Genomic DNA, 16,678 nt, shown 5'->3' on the forward strand with positions numbered 1-16,678 from the left:
ATTTTACATTATTCTTAGTTTGATTCAACAGAAGTGTCTTCTTCAGTTGTTTCTGCTTCAGTAGCTTCTTTAGATTCTTCTAAATCAATGTTTTGTTCAGCTGCTACTTCTTCATTTGATACACCTTGTTGACCTTCTAAGATTGCATCTGCCATTTTACCAGTTAATAACTTAACGGCACGGATAGCATCATCGTTAGCAGGGATAACGTAATCAATTTCATCAGGATCACAGTTAGTATCCACGATACCTACGATTGGGATGTTTAATTTACGTGCTTCAGCAATTGCGTTGCGCTCTTTACGAGGATCAACAACGAATAATGCTTGAGGCATTGATTTCATATCACGAATTCCGCCTAAGAATTTAATTAAACGGTCATATTCTTTTTTAAGTTCTACAACTTCTTTTTTAGGTAATACTTCGAATAGGCCATCTTCTTCCATTTTTTCAATTTCAGAGATACGTTTAATACGTTTAGAGATTGTTTTATAGTTAGTTAAGATTCCACCCAACCATCTTTGGTTAACGTAGAATTGACCAGAACGCTCAGCTTCAGCTTTAACTGATTCTTGAGCTTGTTTCTTCGTACCAACGAATAAAACTTTACCGCCATCTTCAGAAATTTGTTTGATGAAGTTATAAGCTTCTTCTACTTTTTTCACTGTTTTTTGTAAGTCGATAATGTAAATACCGTTTCTCTCAGTGAAGATATATCTTTTCATTTTTGGGTTCCAACGGCGTGTTTGGTGACCGAAGTGAACACCTGCTTCTAGCAATTGTTTCATTGAAATTACTGCCATGATTAAATTCCTCCTATTGGTTTTCTACCTCCATAAAAAGCTCATACAAACACGATAATGAATTATCGCACCGTTTATACTTTCACTTCTTATGTGTGTATTGGCTTTATAGCCGTGAATAAATATATCACATTTGTATTTATAAAGCAACTATTTCATTAGTTGAATTATGACATAAAAAAAGAACGTGTTATAACAATGAACGAAATTTATAACACGCGTTCAACCTAGTCAATTCTCACGTTCTTTTTTTATATACAACATTAAATTCTTTTTATTTAAAACGATCTAATTCGTCTAAGAACTTATCTTTTTTAACTTTAATGAAAGTACCTTTCATACCGAGTGAACGTGACTCTATAACGCCCGCACTTTCTAATTTACGTAATGCATTAACAATAACTGATCTTGTAATGCCAACACGATCTGCAACTTTAGAAGCAATAAGTAGGCCTTCTTTTCCGCCTAACTCTTCAAAAATATGCTCGATTGCTTCACTTTCAGAATATGATAATGAGTTGATAGCCATGCTAATTGCAGCTTTATCTCGAGCTTCTTTTTCAACTTCATTATGCTTTTCTCTTAAAATTTCCATACCGATTACTGTTGCAGCATATTCACCTAATACTAGGTCATTTTCAGAGAAATCATCTTGAACTCTACCTAATACTAAAGTACCTAAACGTTCCCCACCACCTAGAATTGGGAAGATTGTCGTACGACTATCAGTAAATAGATCTTTATTTTCAGGTGGGAATACTGTGAGTACATTTTCAATGTCAATATTAGATTGTGTTTCCTTTACGTCCATTAATTGGTCTGTATACTCACTTGGGATATGACGATTTTCAAGCATTTGAATAATACGTTCATTTTTTAATAATTCGTTTAAGCTTGATCCTAAAATTTTCCCTTTTCTTGAAACGATAAATACATTTGTTACCGTTACACTACTAATCGTTTGCGCCATATCTTTGAAATCAACGGCAATTCCTTTATGCTTTTGCAAAAGTGTGTTTAATTCTCTAGTTTTCGATAATAAGCTCATATTCTTACTCCTTTGTAATTTATATTATAAAATAAATGCACTTAAATCTTTATTTGTTGAGATTGTTTTCAATTTATCATCGACATATTGTGGTGTAATATCAACCACAGCATTCGGCATATTTGGTGCTTCAAACGATAAATCTTCAAGCATTTTCTCTAAAATCGTGTGTAGTCGACGTGCACCGATATTATCCGTATCTTGATTGACTTGGAATGCAATTTCAGCTAAACGCTGAATCGCTTCGTCAGTAAAGTTCACCGTCACATCTTCTGTTTGTAACAATGCTTCATATTGTTTGATAAGTGATAATTTAGGCTCTGTTAATATGCTAACAAAATCTTCTACTGAAAGACTTTCTAATTCAACACGAATTGGAAAACGACCTTGCAACTCAGGAATTAAATCACTTGGCTTAGCAACATGGAATGCACCAGCACCAATAAACAGCATATGTTCCGTACTTACAGTACCATATTTCGTTTGAATCATGCTACCTTCAAGAATTGGTAAGATATCTCTTTGAACGCCTTGTCTTGACACATCTTGACCAGAATTTTGATTATTTGTGGCAACTTTGTCTATTTCATCAATAAAGATAATGCCCATTTGTTCTGCTAGTTCAATTGCTTCTTGGTTTGCTGATTCTTGATCGATCAATTCATCTGCAAATTCATCTGCTAATATTTTTCTCGCAGTTTTTACTGGCACTTCTCGCTCTACCTTTTTCTTAGGCAATAATTGGTTCATCATATCTTGCATTTGTTGATTTTGGTTTGTACCTAACATACCCATAGCTCCTGGGTCTTGCTCAACTTTAATGCGAACTTTTTCCTCTTCTAGTTGCCCATTTAATAATTGTTGTTTGATTTCAGAGCGTTTAGTTTTAATTTCTTCAGTTGGGGCTTCTTCCTCTTCGTCACTATTCTGTCCGAAGTTAGGCATTGCCCCTCCAAATAATGATTCCAACGGGTTGTTATTTTGGTTCGCTTTTTTCTTCATACTAGGTACTAACAACTTAACCAGTTTTTCGTTTGCTTTCTCTCTAGCTTCATCTTCAACAAGTAATTTTTTTTGTTCCTTTACTAAACGTACTGCTACATCAACTAAATCTCTAACCATGCTTTCAACATCACGACCAACGTAGCCTACTTCTGTAAATTTAGTAGCTTCCACTTTGATGAAAGGCGCACCTACAATTTTTGCCATTCTTCTAGCAATTTCTGTCTTCCCAACACCTGTTGGACCAATCATTAAAATATTTTTAGGTGCAATCTCTTGCTTTTCTTCTTCAGAGAGCAAGCTTCTGCGATATCTATTTCTAAGCGCAACTGCGACTTTACGTTTTGCATCTTCTTGTCCGACAATATATTCATTCAGACTTGAAACGATATCTTTTGGTGTTAGTTTAATACCATTCGTGTCCATATCTGTATAACCTCCATTTATGCATAATAATTAAAAAACAATAATTAAATGCCTTATCGCTATACAAGCAATTGCTTATACTTTATCCGATTTCAAATATTTTATACATTTTTATTACTATATTTAAACTATTCTGTCATTCTAATTTATAATTCCTCGACGATAATATGATCATTGGTAAACACACAAATGTCAGAAGCAACTTTCAGACTTTCATATGCCATTTCCTTTGCAGATAAATGTGTTGCATGGCGTTTCAGTGCTCTTCCTGCGCTCAATGCATAATTACCACCTGAACCAATTGCAATTAAGTCATCATCTGGTGCAATGACTTCCCCTGTTCCACTTACAACTAGTAATGATTCTTGATCCATAACGATAAGCATCGCTTCAAGTTGACGTAATTGTTTATCGCCTCTCCATTCTTGAGCAAGCTCTACAGCAGCTCTTTCCAAATTACCTCCAAATTGTTGAAGCTTTGTTTCAAATTTTTCAAATAAAGTGAAGGCATCCGCAACGCTTCCTGCAAAACCAGCTAACACTTTATCGTTGTATAAACGTCGCACTTTTCTAGCAGTATTTTTCATAATTACTTGTTCCCCAAGTGTTACCTGACCATCACCTGCCATCGCAGAATGACCATTATGTTTCACAGCATATATAGTTGTTGCATGTATAGATGTACTCATAATTTAATTCTCCTTTTTTGCACGTGGATGTGCATTTAAATAAACTTTTCTCAACTGATCATTTGTCACATGTGTATAGCGACCTGTAGTCGAAAGATTTACATGCCCTAACAGTGATTGAACTGTTCTTAAATCGGCGCCTTGATTTAACATATGCGTTGCAAATGTATGCCGCAATTTATGAGGGTGAATTTCTGTCACGCCTGCCGTTCGTTTGACAACATCATTCAACACATAACGAACGCCACGCTCTGTTATAGGCGCACCGCTCATATTTACTAACAAATAATTGTGATTTGCATTTACCTTAGGTTTATAGCTTTCTAAATATCGTTCAATACTTTGTTTACAAAATTCGCCAAAAGGAATAAATCTTTCCTTACTGCCTTTCCCTAACACCTTAACTCCGGGTAAATTCATATCTAAGTCAGACATTTGAATATTAACTAATTCCGACACCCTTATGCCAGTTGCATATAACAGTTCTAAGATTACACGATCTCGCAATCCTTTTTTGGCATCCCTTTCAACTGTATCAAATAGCGCATCCATTTCCGCTTCATAGAAAAAATGTGGTAAGTATTGTTCCTTTTTTGGATGTACGAGCTGTACGAACGGATTAGTTACTTGATCATCTTGAGTCATCCAATATTCGTAAAAACTTCTCAGCGTAGAAATTTTACGGGAAACTGTCGTTCTTTTCAAGCCTTTTGAATATAAAAAACTCAAATAATTTCTTGCATCCTTATATTCAAAGGTTGCTAAATTTAAATATTCTTGAGATAAAAATGCATTAAACTGTTCTAAGTCATCGTGATATGACTTTAAAGTATGTTCTGAAAATTGTCTCTCAACTTTCAACATATACAGGTATGCTGTTTGGATTTCTTCCAATAAAAACCCCTCCATCAATAAGTATTCTAGCATATTGTGGAAGGGGACTGCGAAAAATAACTATTAAGTTGTGGTAAATTTTCTAAATTTTCGGAAACAAACGTTGTAAATTTATTATTATAAGGTTTGTTTGTAATTATCTAAGAATGATAATGCTCTATTAGCTAACTTTTCGTAACGTTCTTTTTTATCTTTAATTCTATTTTCAAGAGATGGCAATAAACCAAAGTTAGCATTCATAGGTTGGAAATTCTTTTCATTTTTAGCATGAGAAATATAATATGCCATACTACCAATCATAGTTTCTCTTGGGAAAATAACTTCGCCTTTACCTTGTAATTTATGAGCTAAGTTAATACCTGCTACAAGTCCACTTGCAGCACTTTCAACATAACCTTCAACACCTGTCATTTGTCCTGCAAAATAAAGTGATTCTCTTCCTTTTAATTCATAAGTCTCTGTTAAAACGTCAGGTGAATTAATAAAGGTATTTCTATGCATAACACCGTATCTTACGATATCTACATTTTCTAAACCAGGTATAAGACGTATCACGTCTTTTTGGGCACCCCATTTTAAATGCGTTTGAAAACCTACAATATTATATAGCGTACCAGCTGCATCATCTTGACGTAATTGTACTACAGCAAATGGACGTTTCCCTGTCTTTGGATCTTCTAGTCCAACTGGTTTCATCGGTCCGAATAATAACGTTTTTCTACCTCGTTCTGCCATCACTTCAAATGGCATACAACCTTCAAAATATTTTTCCTTTTCAAATTCATTAACTGGAGCAACTTCAGCTGCCAATACCGCTTCATAAAATCTATCAAATTCTTCTTCTGTCATTGGACAATTAAGGTATGCCGCCTCTCCTTTATCATAACGTGATTTTAAATAGACTTTATTCATATCGATACTATCTTTTTCGATTATCGGTGCTGCTGCATCATAGAAATAAAGTTGATCTTTACCAGTAACATCTACAATTTCTTGTGCTAGATTACTCGTAGTTAGTGGTCCAGTAGCAATAATTGTGTAGCCATCAGGTATACCATCAACCTCTTCATTCAATACAGTCACATTAGGATGATTTTTTAAAGTTTCTGTAACATAACCTGCAAAGTCATGTCTATCAACCGCTAATGCACCACCTGCAGGTACTCGCGCTTTATCGGCAGCACTGATGATTAACGAATCTAATCTTCTCATCTCTTCCTTTAAAACGCCCACAGCATTTGTTAAGGCATTACCTCGCAGTGAATTGGAACAAACTAATTCTGCAAATTTATCCGTGTGATGTGCAGGTGTTTGTTTAACCGGTCTCATCTCTATTAAATTCACTTTAATACCTCTTTGTGCGAGTTGGTATGCTGCCTCTGATCCTGCTAACCCTGCTCCAACTACATTTACCGTTTGAGTCATGATAAATCCTCCAATACATTAAAATAGCAACTACGACACGTATATCATATATTATAAAAACTGATTACCACTTTTTAAAATATGTGCCGTAAGTTGCTGTTATTATAATTTTTATTTTGCGCTAATAAGGCGCTATTATGAACATACTAATTTAATTACTTTTACTTTTGTTCTTCTTCTTTGTAATCACAGTTTGAGCAGACAACCTGACTCTTTCTACCTTGTTTCTTCTCAACAAGATAGTGTTCACATTTTGGACATGCACGTCCAACTGGTTTATCCCAACTTATGAAGTCACATTCTGGATATTTAGAACAACCATAAAACAGTCTGTTTTTCTTAGACTTTCTTTCCACGACGTCCCCTTCATTACATTTTGGGCATTTCACGCCGATTGACTTAATGATTGCTTTGGTATTACGACAATCTGGGAAATTTGAACACGCCATAAATTTACCATAACGTCCCATTTTAATTACCATTGGTGAACCGCATACTTCACAATCTTCACCAGCAGGCTCATCTTTAATTTCTATTTTTTCCATTTCTTCTTCTGCACGTTCAACATCTTGTTTAAAGCTATTGTAAAAATCAGATATAACCTTTTTCCATGCAATGTCACCTTCTGCTACTTTATCAAGTAAAGTTTCCATGTTTACAGTGAAATCGACATCAATAATTTCAGGGAAATAATCTTTGACTTGTTCATGCACAATTTCACCTAATTCAGTTGGTACAAATCGCTTACTTTCATTTTTGACGTAATTTCTTTTTTGAATTGTGTCAATTGTTGGTGCATATGTGGATGGTCTACCTATTTTTAATTCTTCTAATGTTTTAACAAGACGTGCTTCAGTATAACGTGGTGGTGGTTGGGTAAAATGTTGAGAAGGTTCAATATTTGTTGCTGTTACTTTCTCACCTTCATCAATATTCGGCAATTTATTTTCTTTACCATTCTCTTCGTCATCTTTAGCTTCGACATATAATGTCATAAAACCTTTGAACTTAATCGTCTGTCCATTAGCTCTGAACTTAATATTATTTTGTGTTAAATCCAAAGCTACTGTATCTAAAATGGCAGGTGCCATTTGACTAGCTACAAACCTTTCCCATATCAATTTATATAATCTGTGTTGATCACGCGTTAAATAATCTTTCATATCTGCTGGCGTTCTCAAAGTGCTCGAAGGTCTGATTGCCTCATGGGCATCTTGGTCGCCTTGACCTTTAGCTTTTCTATTAGATGTGTAATCATTTCCATATTTTTCTTGAATGTAACCTTTTGCTTCAGCTTTGGCTTGGTCTGAAATTCTTGTGGAGTCTGTTCTCATATATGTGATTAAACCAACAGTACCCTGTCTCTTCAGATCGATACCTTCATATAGTTGTTGTGCTAACATCATTGTTTTACGAGCTTTAAAGTTTAATTTACGCGCGGCTTCTTGTTGTAGCGTCGATGTTGTAAATGGATTTGCTGGATATCTCGTTTTTTCCTTTTTCGTGACTTTAGTAACCTCAAATTGATCACCATCTAATTCCTTAGTGATCACTTCTACGTCATCTTTGTTAGTCAATTTATAAGGTTTATTTTTATAATGTAAGAATTTCGCATTGAATTTAGATTTCTTATATCTGAACTCACCTTCAATTTTCCAGTATTCTTCTGGTTTGAAGTTTCGAATTTCATTTTCACGATCAATAACAAGTCTTAATGCAACTGATTGTACACGACCAGCTGACAAACCTTTTTTCACCTTTTTCCATAATACCGGCGAAATATTATATCCTACTAATCTATCTAATACACGTCTAGCTTGTTGTGCATCAACTAAATCCATTTCTATGCCTCTTGGATGTTTAAAACTATCTTTCACAGCATCTTTTGTTATTTCATTAAATACTACTCTATTTTCTTTTGAATCTTCTAAATTTAAAATGTTCGCTAAATGCCAAGCAATTGCTTCACCCTCACGGTCAGGGTCACTCGCTAAAAAGACTTTCTTTGCTTTTTTAGCATGCTTTTTTAATTCCTTTACAACAGGACCTTTGCCGCGTATCGTTATATATTTTGGTTCATAATCATTATCATAATCTACACCCATTTGGCTTCGTGGCAAGTCTCTAACATGCCCCATTGATGCGATTACTTTGTATTTTTTACCTAAATATTTTTCAATGGTTTTAGCTTTTGCAGGCGATTCAACTATGACTAAATTTTCTGCCAAAGTAGTTACCCCCTTGCATTTCTTAATTACAAAGATAAATGATAAACGGTGTATTTTGTTTTTGTCAATGTTTTTAATTATAGAGTTACAATTTTAAAACCTTGACCTGTTCAAATTACATCATCTATACACTCTTTTTGTGATTGAATTATTTACTCAGGTTAAACTGTACTACACTTTTACTGTTTTGAGAAATTTAAATATAATCTTCTATAATATCCATTGCATTAATCACAATTTTTGCGCCTTCCTGTGCACTTAATAAATTCCCTTTAACCATTGGATCAAATATACTTCCAGGTAAGATATAGACATTTCTATTTTGCTCTAATGCAAATTGTGTTGTAATTAATGTGCCACTTCGCTCCATAGACTCTGTAATCAAGACACCTTTAGATATACCGCTAATAATTCTGTTACGTTGAGGAAAGTAATATTTTTTTGGTGGATCATCAGGTAAATATTCGCTTATGACAATGCCATTTTGTTCTATGTATTGACGGACTTTTGCAGTTTCCTTTGGATAATGATGATTATGACCAAACCCTAAAACAGCAATAGTTGGCATTTGCCAATACATCGCACATTGATGCGCATAACAATCAGCACCCTTTGCTAACCCAGAAACAATACAAAAACGATGAGCTTGTAATGACTGAAATAACATATCTAGTGCTTGATAGGAGTATTGAGTTGCATGTCTTGAACCAATTACGGCTAATGTATGTGGAAGAGATAGTAAGTCCGTACGTCCTCTGTAGAATAATATTAATGGAGGTTGATAAATTTCGCGAAGTATAGAAGGATAGTGACATTGGTCAATACTAACAAAATGCGTTTGACTATTGTTCAAAGTTGTTAGTATTTGTGTAATTGTTTCAGTCTGAAATTTCTGCGAGATAGTCGCTGAATGAGTGATCTTTGACATAGATAAGAATCGGGATAGTAATTGATGTTGATCATTGAACGGAGCAGTTAGAAAATGAGGAAATAATTTACATAAATTGTAGATTTGTATTGTCGATAAACCTGCAAACCTTAGCTTTAAGTATAGATAACTACGTTTCATAGTTCCCTCCTTATACTTAAAATTATATACCAAGAATGTACAAATTTAATTTACAGTTTTATGTCTTATAAGTTGAAAATTTAATCTGATTTTAAAAAGTAATTTTAAATCATTTGTAAATCGACTAATCATTTACAAACAACAATTATCTCAGAGAAAACATAGTAAAAAAATCAGTTTCTACTATTATAATAGGAGAATTGTAAATTTTAGGCACTTAAAATAGCACAAACCCCGACATACTTCGGAATTTGTGCTTATTTAGTGCATTATTAAATTATTTAACTGTTAATAATTCATCATAAATGCCAGCTTCTTTTGCTGCTTCGATTAAAGTCGTACCAATTTCAGATGGTGTGTCTGCTGTTTTAACACCACAGCTATTGAGTGTTTTAATCTTTTCATCGGCAGTACCTTTACCACCAGAAATGATAGCACCAGCATGACCCATACGCTTACCTGGAGGCGCAGTTTGTCCACCTACGAAACCAACAACAGGTTTAGTCATATTAGCTTTAATCCACTCTGCAGCTTCTTCTTCCGCAGTACCACCGATTTCACCAATCATAACTACAGCTTTAGTTTCATCGTCTTCATTGAACGCTTTTAGGACATCGATAAAGTTTGTGCCATTAACAGGGTCACCACCGATACCTACTGCAGTTGTTTGGCCAATACCCTCTTCAGTTAATTGGTGTACAGCTTCATAAGTTAGTGTACCTGAACGTGATACCACACCTACATGACCTTTTTTGTGAATGTAACCTGGCATGATACCAATTTTACACTCATCAGCAGTAATAACACCTGGGCAGTTAGGACCTACAACACGTGTTTTCTTGCCTTCAGAATAACGTTTCACTTTAATCATATCCACAACTGGAATATGCTCTGTAATACAAATAGCTAAGTCTAGCTCCGCTTCGATACATTCTAAAATAGCATCTGCAGCAAATGGTGCTGGTACATAAATTACAGAAACGTTCGCACCTGTTTCTGCTTTTGCTTCTTCAACTGTATTAAATACTGGTACACCTTCTACAACTTGTCCACCTTTACCTGGCGTTACCCCTGCAACAATTTGTGTACCATATTCAAGCATTTGTTTTGTATGGAAAAGGGCAGTTGACCCTGTAATACCTTGTACAATTACTTTTGTATTTTTATCAATAAATACGCTCATCTTAGTGCTCCCATCCTTTCCTTACGCTTCTTTTACAAGTTTTACGATTTTTTGTGCGCCTTCTGCCATAGTTGCAGCTGGTTCAATTGCTAAACCTGAATCTTTAAGAATTTGTTTACCTCTTTCAACGTTTGTACCTTCTAAACGTACTACAAGTGGTAATGTAAGTTCTACTTCTTTAACTGCTGCAACAATACCTTCGGCAATAATGTCACATTTCATAATGCCACCGAAGATGTTTACAAAGATACCTTTAACATTTTCATCACCTAAGATGATTTTAAATGCTTCAGTAACCTTTTCTTTAGTTGCGCCGCCTCCTACGTCTAAGAAGTTAGCAGGATTTCCTCCAAAATGATTAATTGTATCCATAGTAGCCATTGCTAAACCAGCACCATTTACCATACAACCGATATCTCCATCTAAAGCGATGTAAGATAAATCATATTTAGAAGCTTCGATTTCTTTTGGATCTTCCTCTTCTAAGTCACGTAATTCTTGGATGTCTTTATGTCTAAATAATGCATTATCGTCAAAGTTGATTTTCGCATCCAATGCTAAGACTTCACCGTCACCAGTTGTTACTAATGGGTTGATTTCAACAATAGAACAGTCTTTTTCAATAAATACATTATAAAGCGAGATTAAAAACTTAGCTGCTTTATTAATTGATTCTTTAGGAATATTAATGTTAAATGCAATTCTTCTTGCTTGATATGGTGCTAAACCAACAACTGGATCAATTGTTTCTTTGAAAATCTTTTCAGGTGTTTTAGCAGCCACTTCTTCAATTTCAGTACCGCCTTCTTCAGAAGCCATCAAAGTGACCCTATCAGTTGCGCGGTCAATTACAAAACCTACATAATATTCTTTTTGAATATCGCAGCCTTCTTCTATGTAAAGGCGTTTAATTTCTTTCCCTTCTGGGCCAGTTTGATGCGTTACTAAAGTTTTACCTAGCAATTCATTTGCATAAGTTTCAACTTCAGAAAGTGATTTTGCAATTTTTACTCCGCCTGCTTTACCTCTACCCCCGGCGTGAATTTGTGCTTTAACCACATACACATCAGATTGTAATTCTTTTGCCTTTTCTACTGCCTCTTCAGCAGTAAATGCTACACGTCCTTCTGGGACAGCAACGCCCATAGAACGAAAAATTGCTTTACCTTGATACTCGTGGATATTCATTCTCCATCCTCCTGTTTCTTAGGTTAAGTTCATAATCAATTATAAGAAATGAAAGCGCTATTGTAAACTGATTTAGCACACTTCTTTTAATTAATTTATAAAATTGATTAATTGAAATGTGATTTAATTGGTTCAAATGATTTTCTGTGTTCACTGATAATGCCGTACTTCTTAATTCCATCAAGATGTTGTTGTGTACCATAACCTGCATTTTTTTCAAAACCGTAAACATTATATTTTTTTGAAAGTTGTTTCATATATTGATCTCTATGTTCTTTGGCCAACACACTAGCAGCAGCGATTGAAATACTTTTAGCATCTCCTTTAATAATAGAGGTTTGTGGGATATCAATGTCTAATGCCATGGCATCAATCAATAAATGGTCAGGTCGTACATCAAGTGCAGCAATAGCTCTTAGCATAGCCAATTTAGTAGCCTCGTAAATATTAAATGTGTCGATCTCTTCAACAGAAGCAGAGCCATATGCATAAGCATATACTTTAGACTTTAATTCTGTTTCTAACTCATTGCGTTTTTTGGCAGAAAGTTGCTTTGAATCATTTAAACCCGTAAATTGATGGTCTTTATTTAAGATAACAGCACAGGCAACAACTGGTCCCGCTAAAGGTCCCCTGCCTACCTCATCAATACCACAAATGAGTGCTTCACTATTCTGTTTTAAAATATCATTTTCATAGCTAGACATTTCAACATATTTATCTAACAGTGCTTGTTCTTTTTCTAATTGTTTAATTCTTCGTTTTATAGCATTTTGAACACCTTTACGCTCATCTTGATAATAAGATTGTTCTTGTATAGACGTAATAGATTGTTGATTTTTAAGTAAATTGGTAATTTCAGCAATAGTTTGTTTTATCATAATGACCTATACATCCATTTCTTTAAATATATCAAATGTATAGGTTCCAATTTTAGCGTTACGTACTTCATGTATAATCAAATCGATTACAGCTTCATAATCTATTTCATTACCACGTCTTAGTAATCCTCTTCTTCTACCAATTGCATCAAACCATTCTAATATTTCAGCATCTTTATCTACATCTACATTATAATGTTTAGTTAGCCCTTCAAAATCATGTTCCTTTAGAAATTCAAGACCATATATTGCTACTTCATCTAAATGGACAATACTATCCTTTATCGCACCTGTTATACTTAATTTTTTTCCTACAAGTTGATCTTCAAACTTCGGCCAAAGAATACCCGGTGTATCTAGCAATTGTAATGCATTTCCTACTTTAATCCATTGTTGTTGTTTAGTAACACCTGGTGTGTTACCCGTTTTAGCAATAGATTTATTAGCTAATTTATTGATTAGTGTCGATTTTCCTACGTTTGGTATGCCGACTATCATTGCTCTGATAGCTCGTGGTTTTAGTCCCTTTGCTTTTTCTCTTTCAAACTTTTCTTTTGTCGCTTTGATGGCTGCCTGCTCTACTAATTTCAAGCCTTTACCATGTTTAGCATCAATTGCTATAGGATAATATCCTTTCGATTTAAAATACGACTCCCATTTTTCTAATTCTTTAAGGTTTGCCATATCTTTCTTATTTAAGATAACAACACGTGGTTTTTGTTGAATGACTTCATCTATCATAGGATTTCTTGAACTATATGGAATTCGAGCATCAACAAGTTCGAATACAACATCCACTTTTTTAAGTTGTTCTGATACCTCTCTTTTAGCCTTAGCCATATGTCCTGGATACCATTGAATTACCATAATTATCACCTTTCTCAATTTGAAAACTTCATTAATTTCAAACATATCATTTAATGTTCATACTTTAGCTTATATTTATTTTTAAATAGACTATAAAATAATAACATGTACATGCACGCTTTAAAATGAATGACAGTATCTAAATTCATTATTAATCTTAATTTTACAATATAATTGAGTTATATACCTTATAAATCTATAAATACATAAGTTATTGAGATTTACTTACGAATTGATTGGGGTATAGCTAAAAATATATAGTATTATTAATTAAACAGTAAAATATATTTTATGTATTCAATGCTTATTATCATCGAGATTTACTTGAATCATAAATTACTTACTAAACATCGCTATAGGAGATAAAAAATGCGGCGCAAATTGTTATACATCATTTTGTTTATTAGCTTGGCTTTGATCGGTCATAGTTACATATTATATAGATTCATCGTCAATGGAGTCTTATTTACAGGCCCAAATGATGGCATGGAACAAATGGTACCGATACAGATGTTTTTATATGAAAACTGGAGCAACGGTAACTGGTTTTATTCTTCAAAATTCGGCTTAGGCGGAGATTTTTTCACAGATTTAAGTTATTACTTTTCAACCAATATTATATTTATACTTAATACTTTGGTCGTAGCACTGATTAAACTCGTTATTCCACTGCAGACAGAATCTGTTATGTTTTGGATAACCAATGATTTAATTGTATCTATTCTTAAATCGAGTTTAGCCATGTTAGCAACGTTTCTGTTTATGAAATATATTGTGCTTAATCGTAACATAGCAGTATTAACAGCGTTTGTATTTGTCATTTCTCCTTTATATTTTCGTTTCACGGTTTACTGGCCATTTTTTAGTGATATCTTCATTTTGTTACCACTGTTATTATGGTCTATTGAACGTATCTTAAAAAGGAAACAGTTTGGCTGGTTTATCGTCATTGTGACATTATCCTTAGTTAATAATTTCTATTTTGCTTACTATCAGTTACTTACTGGTTTAATTTATTTTTCTATTAGAATTATTTTTCGTCATCAACACGATATTTTATCAAGAAAAAGTACAATCAAATGTATTATCATTGCCGCATTATTGGCATTAGGAAACAGTTTATTCTTCTTTTTTCATGGAGTTCAAAGTTATTTAAATAATAGACGTATACCTTTTACAGGTACAGTCGACTGGTTTGAACATTTTGATCAAAACACGAATGTATTGTTTGATAATTATCTCATTGTAATTCTTTTTGTAACATTACAAGCTTTACTTACTTTCAAACTGTATAAACATTATTACTTTAAGTTATTTGCTTGTCTTACCATCGTATGTATCGCAGCTAATTTTTTACCATTTGTCGACCAATTATTTAATGGTTTTTCTGCACCACAAAAACGTTGGCATTACTTATTAGCATTTAATTCTGCAACAATAATTGGTTTATATGTTAAGTATTTTCGAACTTTAACAATTAAAAGCTATATTTTTCCATCAATTATAGCGTTAGCATGTATTTTTATAAGTAGTTGGTATTATCAAGAAGTCGTAGCATGGCTTTATTTTACACCTGTCGTAACGATAATTGGTCTACTTATTTTATTAGTGAAAGAGCCAGCAATCCGTGTTAAATTTACAAATTTCTATATCATCGCAGTAATGATTTTAGCTGTTTTAGTCAGCTTTGTATTTACTAGAAATCAAATATATTTTGAAGATCACGTTAACAGAGCTAACCGTTTTTATGCTACTTCTAGTCTCTATGATTCTCAGTTGCAACAACAACTTGTTAAAGCAATGAACGCGAGTAAAAAGGCAGATGAACGTATAGATTGGCGTGTAAACGAACAAGATAATACACCGATGTATCAACATTTTAAAGGTATGAGTGTGTACTCTAGTATTTTTGATCATAATATTCTAGATTACTATTACGACGATTTACAAATCAATCTAAAGAACGAATCTGTTAGTCGTTATCAATCAACGAATGGACGACAAAATATTGCGAGTTTATTTTCAGAACGATTTTTAATGTTAAAATCATATCAATCTAATGTGCCGTATTATTTTAAAAAGATAAAATCACGAGGCCAATATCAAATATATGAAAACACCTTAAACTTACCGACCGTTAGAGTGACAAACAAAGTATATCGAGCTGAAGGTTTATACAACCCTATTGATCGAGAACACGCAATGTTAGATGGTATTGTAATATCTCATAAAGGTGAAAACTATCCTCAAAAAGCTAAAAACCTTTTGAATTCAACGACAATGAGTCATAAAAACATAAAATTAAGGCAAAATCATAGGATACAACTTACTAAAGCAACTGGTTCGCTACAATTAAAAATACCTAAAAATATCAGACAACAATATAAAGATTTTTACTTATCATTAATAGTTAAACGCGACAATCCAGACAGTAATTATCTCGTAAATGTAAATGATTATATCAATAACCGCTTGTACAATAATTCTACATATCGTACAGGTGTCGATCATCAATTATACAGAGCGACACCCGACAAAAATGGAAATATTAATATCACCTTGAGTCCAAGGGGGAATTATCAATTTCAATTAAAAGGATTGTATGGAGAGAATTATCAACATCTTAAAAAAGCATATAATGTTAAAAAAAATCATGGTTCATATAAAGATATTAAAAATGGTGTAAAGGTTAAATTACAGCCTCACAAAAAGGGTATTGCAACTATAAACATTCCATATAGAGAAGGCATGTCTGCTTATATCAATGGACACAAAGTAACACCCTTTAAAGTGAATTACATGATGACAGGCGTTAAAGTGCCTAAACATTGTGATGAAATCATTATTAAATATCGCCCAAAATGGTGGTATAGTATGATTTTTATTTCTATAATAACAATTGTTATGAGCTTTATTTGGGTGAAAAAGATTAAAAAATGATTATATTTTTGGCAGAAGGAGTTAGTTGGAGATGA

General features: G+C 33.5%; 13 protein-coding genes. 1 reads left to right on the forward strand and 12 read right to left on the reverse strand.

Annotation, left to right across the window (positions count from 1 at the left end; translation table 11 throughout):
• Nucleotides 1-14: 14 nt before the first annotated feature.
• The 12 genes from rpsB to ylqF all read right to left on the reverse strand — a co-directional run bounded on the left by rpsB (nt 15) and on the right by ylqF (nt 13,703).
• On the reverse strand, nt 15-803 hold the full coding sequence (gene rpsB / locus ACY191_RS10090) for a 30S ribosomal protein S2 (RefSeq protein ID WP_042738856.1): 789 nt from the start codon (nt 801-803) through the stop codon (nt 15-17).
• Nucleotides 804-1,077: 274 nt separating this feature from the next.
• Entirely contained in the window at nt 1,078-1,851 is a 774-nt protein-coding gene (codY, locus tag ACY191_RS10095; RefSeq protein WP_042738857.1) for a GTP-sensing pleiotropic transcriptional regulator CodY, read from the reverse strand.
• 24 nt (nt 1,852-1,875) lie between these two features.
• Nucleotides 1,876-3,279, reverse strand: a complete 1,404-nt coding sequence (gene hslU, locus ACY191_RS10100) for an ATP-dependent protease ATPase subunit HslU (RefSeq protein WP_042738858.1) — start codon at nt 3,277-3,279, stop codon at nt 1,876-1,878.
• 146 nt (nt 3,280-3,425) lie between these two features.
• Nucleotides 3,426-3,968, reverse strand: coding sequence for an ATP-dependent protease subunit HslV (hslV, locus tag ACY191_RS10105; RefSeq protein WP_042738859.1), 543 nt, complete (start codon nt 3,966-3,968; stop codon nt 3,426-3,428).
• A gap of 3 nt (nt 3,969-3,971) precedes the next feature.
• On the reverse strand, nt 3,972-4,862 hold the full coding sequence (xerC, locus tag ACY191_RS10110) for a tyrosine recombinase XerC (protein ID WP_042738860.1): 891 nt from the start codon (nt 4,860-4,862) through the stop codon (nt 3,972-3,974).
• Nucleotides 4,863-4,979: 117 nt separating this feature from the next.
• Nucleotides 4,980-6,287, reverse strand: a complete 1,308-nt coding sequence (gene trmFO, locus ACY191_RS10115; protein WP_107513135.1) for an FADH(2)-oxidizing methylenetetrahydrofolate--tRNA-(uracil(54)-C(5))-methyltransferase TrmFO — start codon at nt 6,285-6,287, stop codon at nt 4,980-4,982.
• Nucleotides 6,288-6,448: 161 nt separating this feature from the next.
• Nucleotides 6,449-8,515 (reverse strand): type I DNA topoisomerase, encoded by a 2,067-nt coding sequence (gene topA, locus ACY191_RS10120; RefSeq protein ID WP_042738862.1) that lies wholly within the window; start codon nt 8,513-8,515, stop codon nt 6,449-6,451.
• A gap of 196 nt (nt 8,516-8,711) precedes the next feature.
• Complete coding sequence (dprA, locus tag ACY191_RS10125) at nt 8,712-9,584, reverse strand: DNA-processing protein DprA (protein ID WP_463270018.1); 873 nt, start codon at nt 9,582-9,584, stop codon at nt 8,712-8,714.
• A gap of 277 nt (nt 9,585-9,861) precedes the next feature.
• Nucleotides 9,862-10,767, reverse strand: a complete 906-nt coding sequence (sucD, locus tag ACY191_RS10130; RefSeq protein ID WP_042738864.1) for a succinate--CoA ligase subunit alpha — start codon at nt 10,765-10,767, stop codon at nt 9,862-9,864.
• 21 nt (nt 10,768-10,788) lie between these two features.
• Nucleotides 10,789-11,955, reverse strand: a complete 1,167-nt coding sequence (gene sucC, locus ACY191_RS10135) for an ADP-forming succinate--CoA ligase subunit beta (protein ID WP_042738865.1) — start codon at nt 11,953-11,955, stop codon at nt 10,789-10,791.
• A gap of 107 nt (nt 11,956-12,062) precedes the next feature.
• Nucleotides 12,063-12,836, reverse strand: coding sequence for a ribonuclease HII (locus tag ACY191_RS10140; protein WP_042738866.1), 774 nt, complete (start codon nt 12,834-12,836; stop codon nt 12,063-12,065).
• A 6-nt stretch (nt 12,837-12,842) separates the two neighbouring features.
• Nucleotides 12,843-13,703, reverse strand: a complete 861-nt coding sequence (gene ylqF, locus ACY191_RS10145; protein ID WP_229367150.1) for a ribosome biogenesis GTPase YlqF — start codon at nt 13,701-13,703, stop codon at nt 12,843-12,845.
• 369 nt (nt 13,704-14,072) lie between these two features.
• On the opposite strand from ylqF, the gene ACY191_RS10150 reads away from it, so the two are divergent.
• Entirely contained in the window at nt 14,073-16,643 is a 2,571-nt protein-coding gene (locus ACY191_RS10150; protein WP_463270019.1) for a YfhO family protein, read from the forward strand.
• Nucleotides 16,644-16,678 lie beyond the last annotated feature (35 nt).

Source organism: Staphylococcus sp. TCBT05 (assembly GCF_055179755.1).

Coding starts and splice junctions, on each gene's coding strand:
- rpsB (WP_042738856.1), bottom strand. CDS start 803: ATGGCAGTAATTTCAATGAAACAATTGCTAGAAGCAGGTGTTCACTTC.
- codY (WP_042738857.1), bottom strand. CDS start 1,851: ATGAGCTTATTATCGAAAACTAGAGAATTAAACACACTTTTGCAAAAG.
- hslU (WP_042738858.1), bottom strand. CDS start 3,279: ATGGACACGAATGGTATTAAACTAACACCAAAAGATATCGTTTCAAGT.
- hslV (WP_042738859.1), bottom strand. CDS start 3,968: ATGAGTACATCTATACATGCAACAACTATATATGCTGTGAAACATAAT.
- trmFO (WP_107513135.1), bottom strand. CDS start 6,287: ATGACTCAAACGGTAAATGTAGTTGGAGCAGGGTTAGCAGGATCAGAG.
- dprA (WP_463270018.1), bottom strand. CDS start 9,584: ATGAAACGTAGTTATCTATACTTAAAGCTAAGGTTTGCAGGTTTATCG.
- sucD (WP_042738864.1), bottom strand. CDS start 10,767: ATGAGCGTATTTATTGATAAAAATACAAAAGTAATTGTACAAGGTATT.
- sucC (WP_042738865.1), bottom strand. CDS start 11,955: ATGAATATCCACGAGTATCAAGGTAAAGCAATTTTTCGTTCTATGGGC.
- ACY191_RS10140 (WP_042738866.1), bottom strand. CDS start 12,836: ATGATAAAACAAACTATTGCTGAAATTACCAATTTACTTAAAAATCAA.
- ylqF (WP_229367150.1), bottom strand. CDS start 13,703: ATGGTAATTCAATGGTATCCAGGACATATGGCTAAGGCTAAAAGAGAG.
- ACY191_RS10150 (WP_463270019.1), top strand. CDS start 14,073: ATGCGGCGCAAATTGTTATACATCATTTTGTTTATTAGCTTGGCTTTG.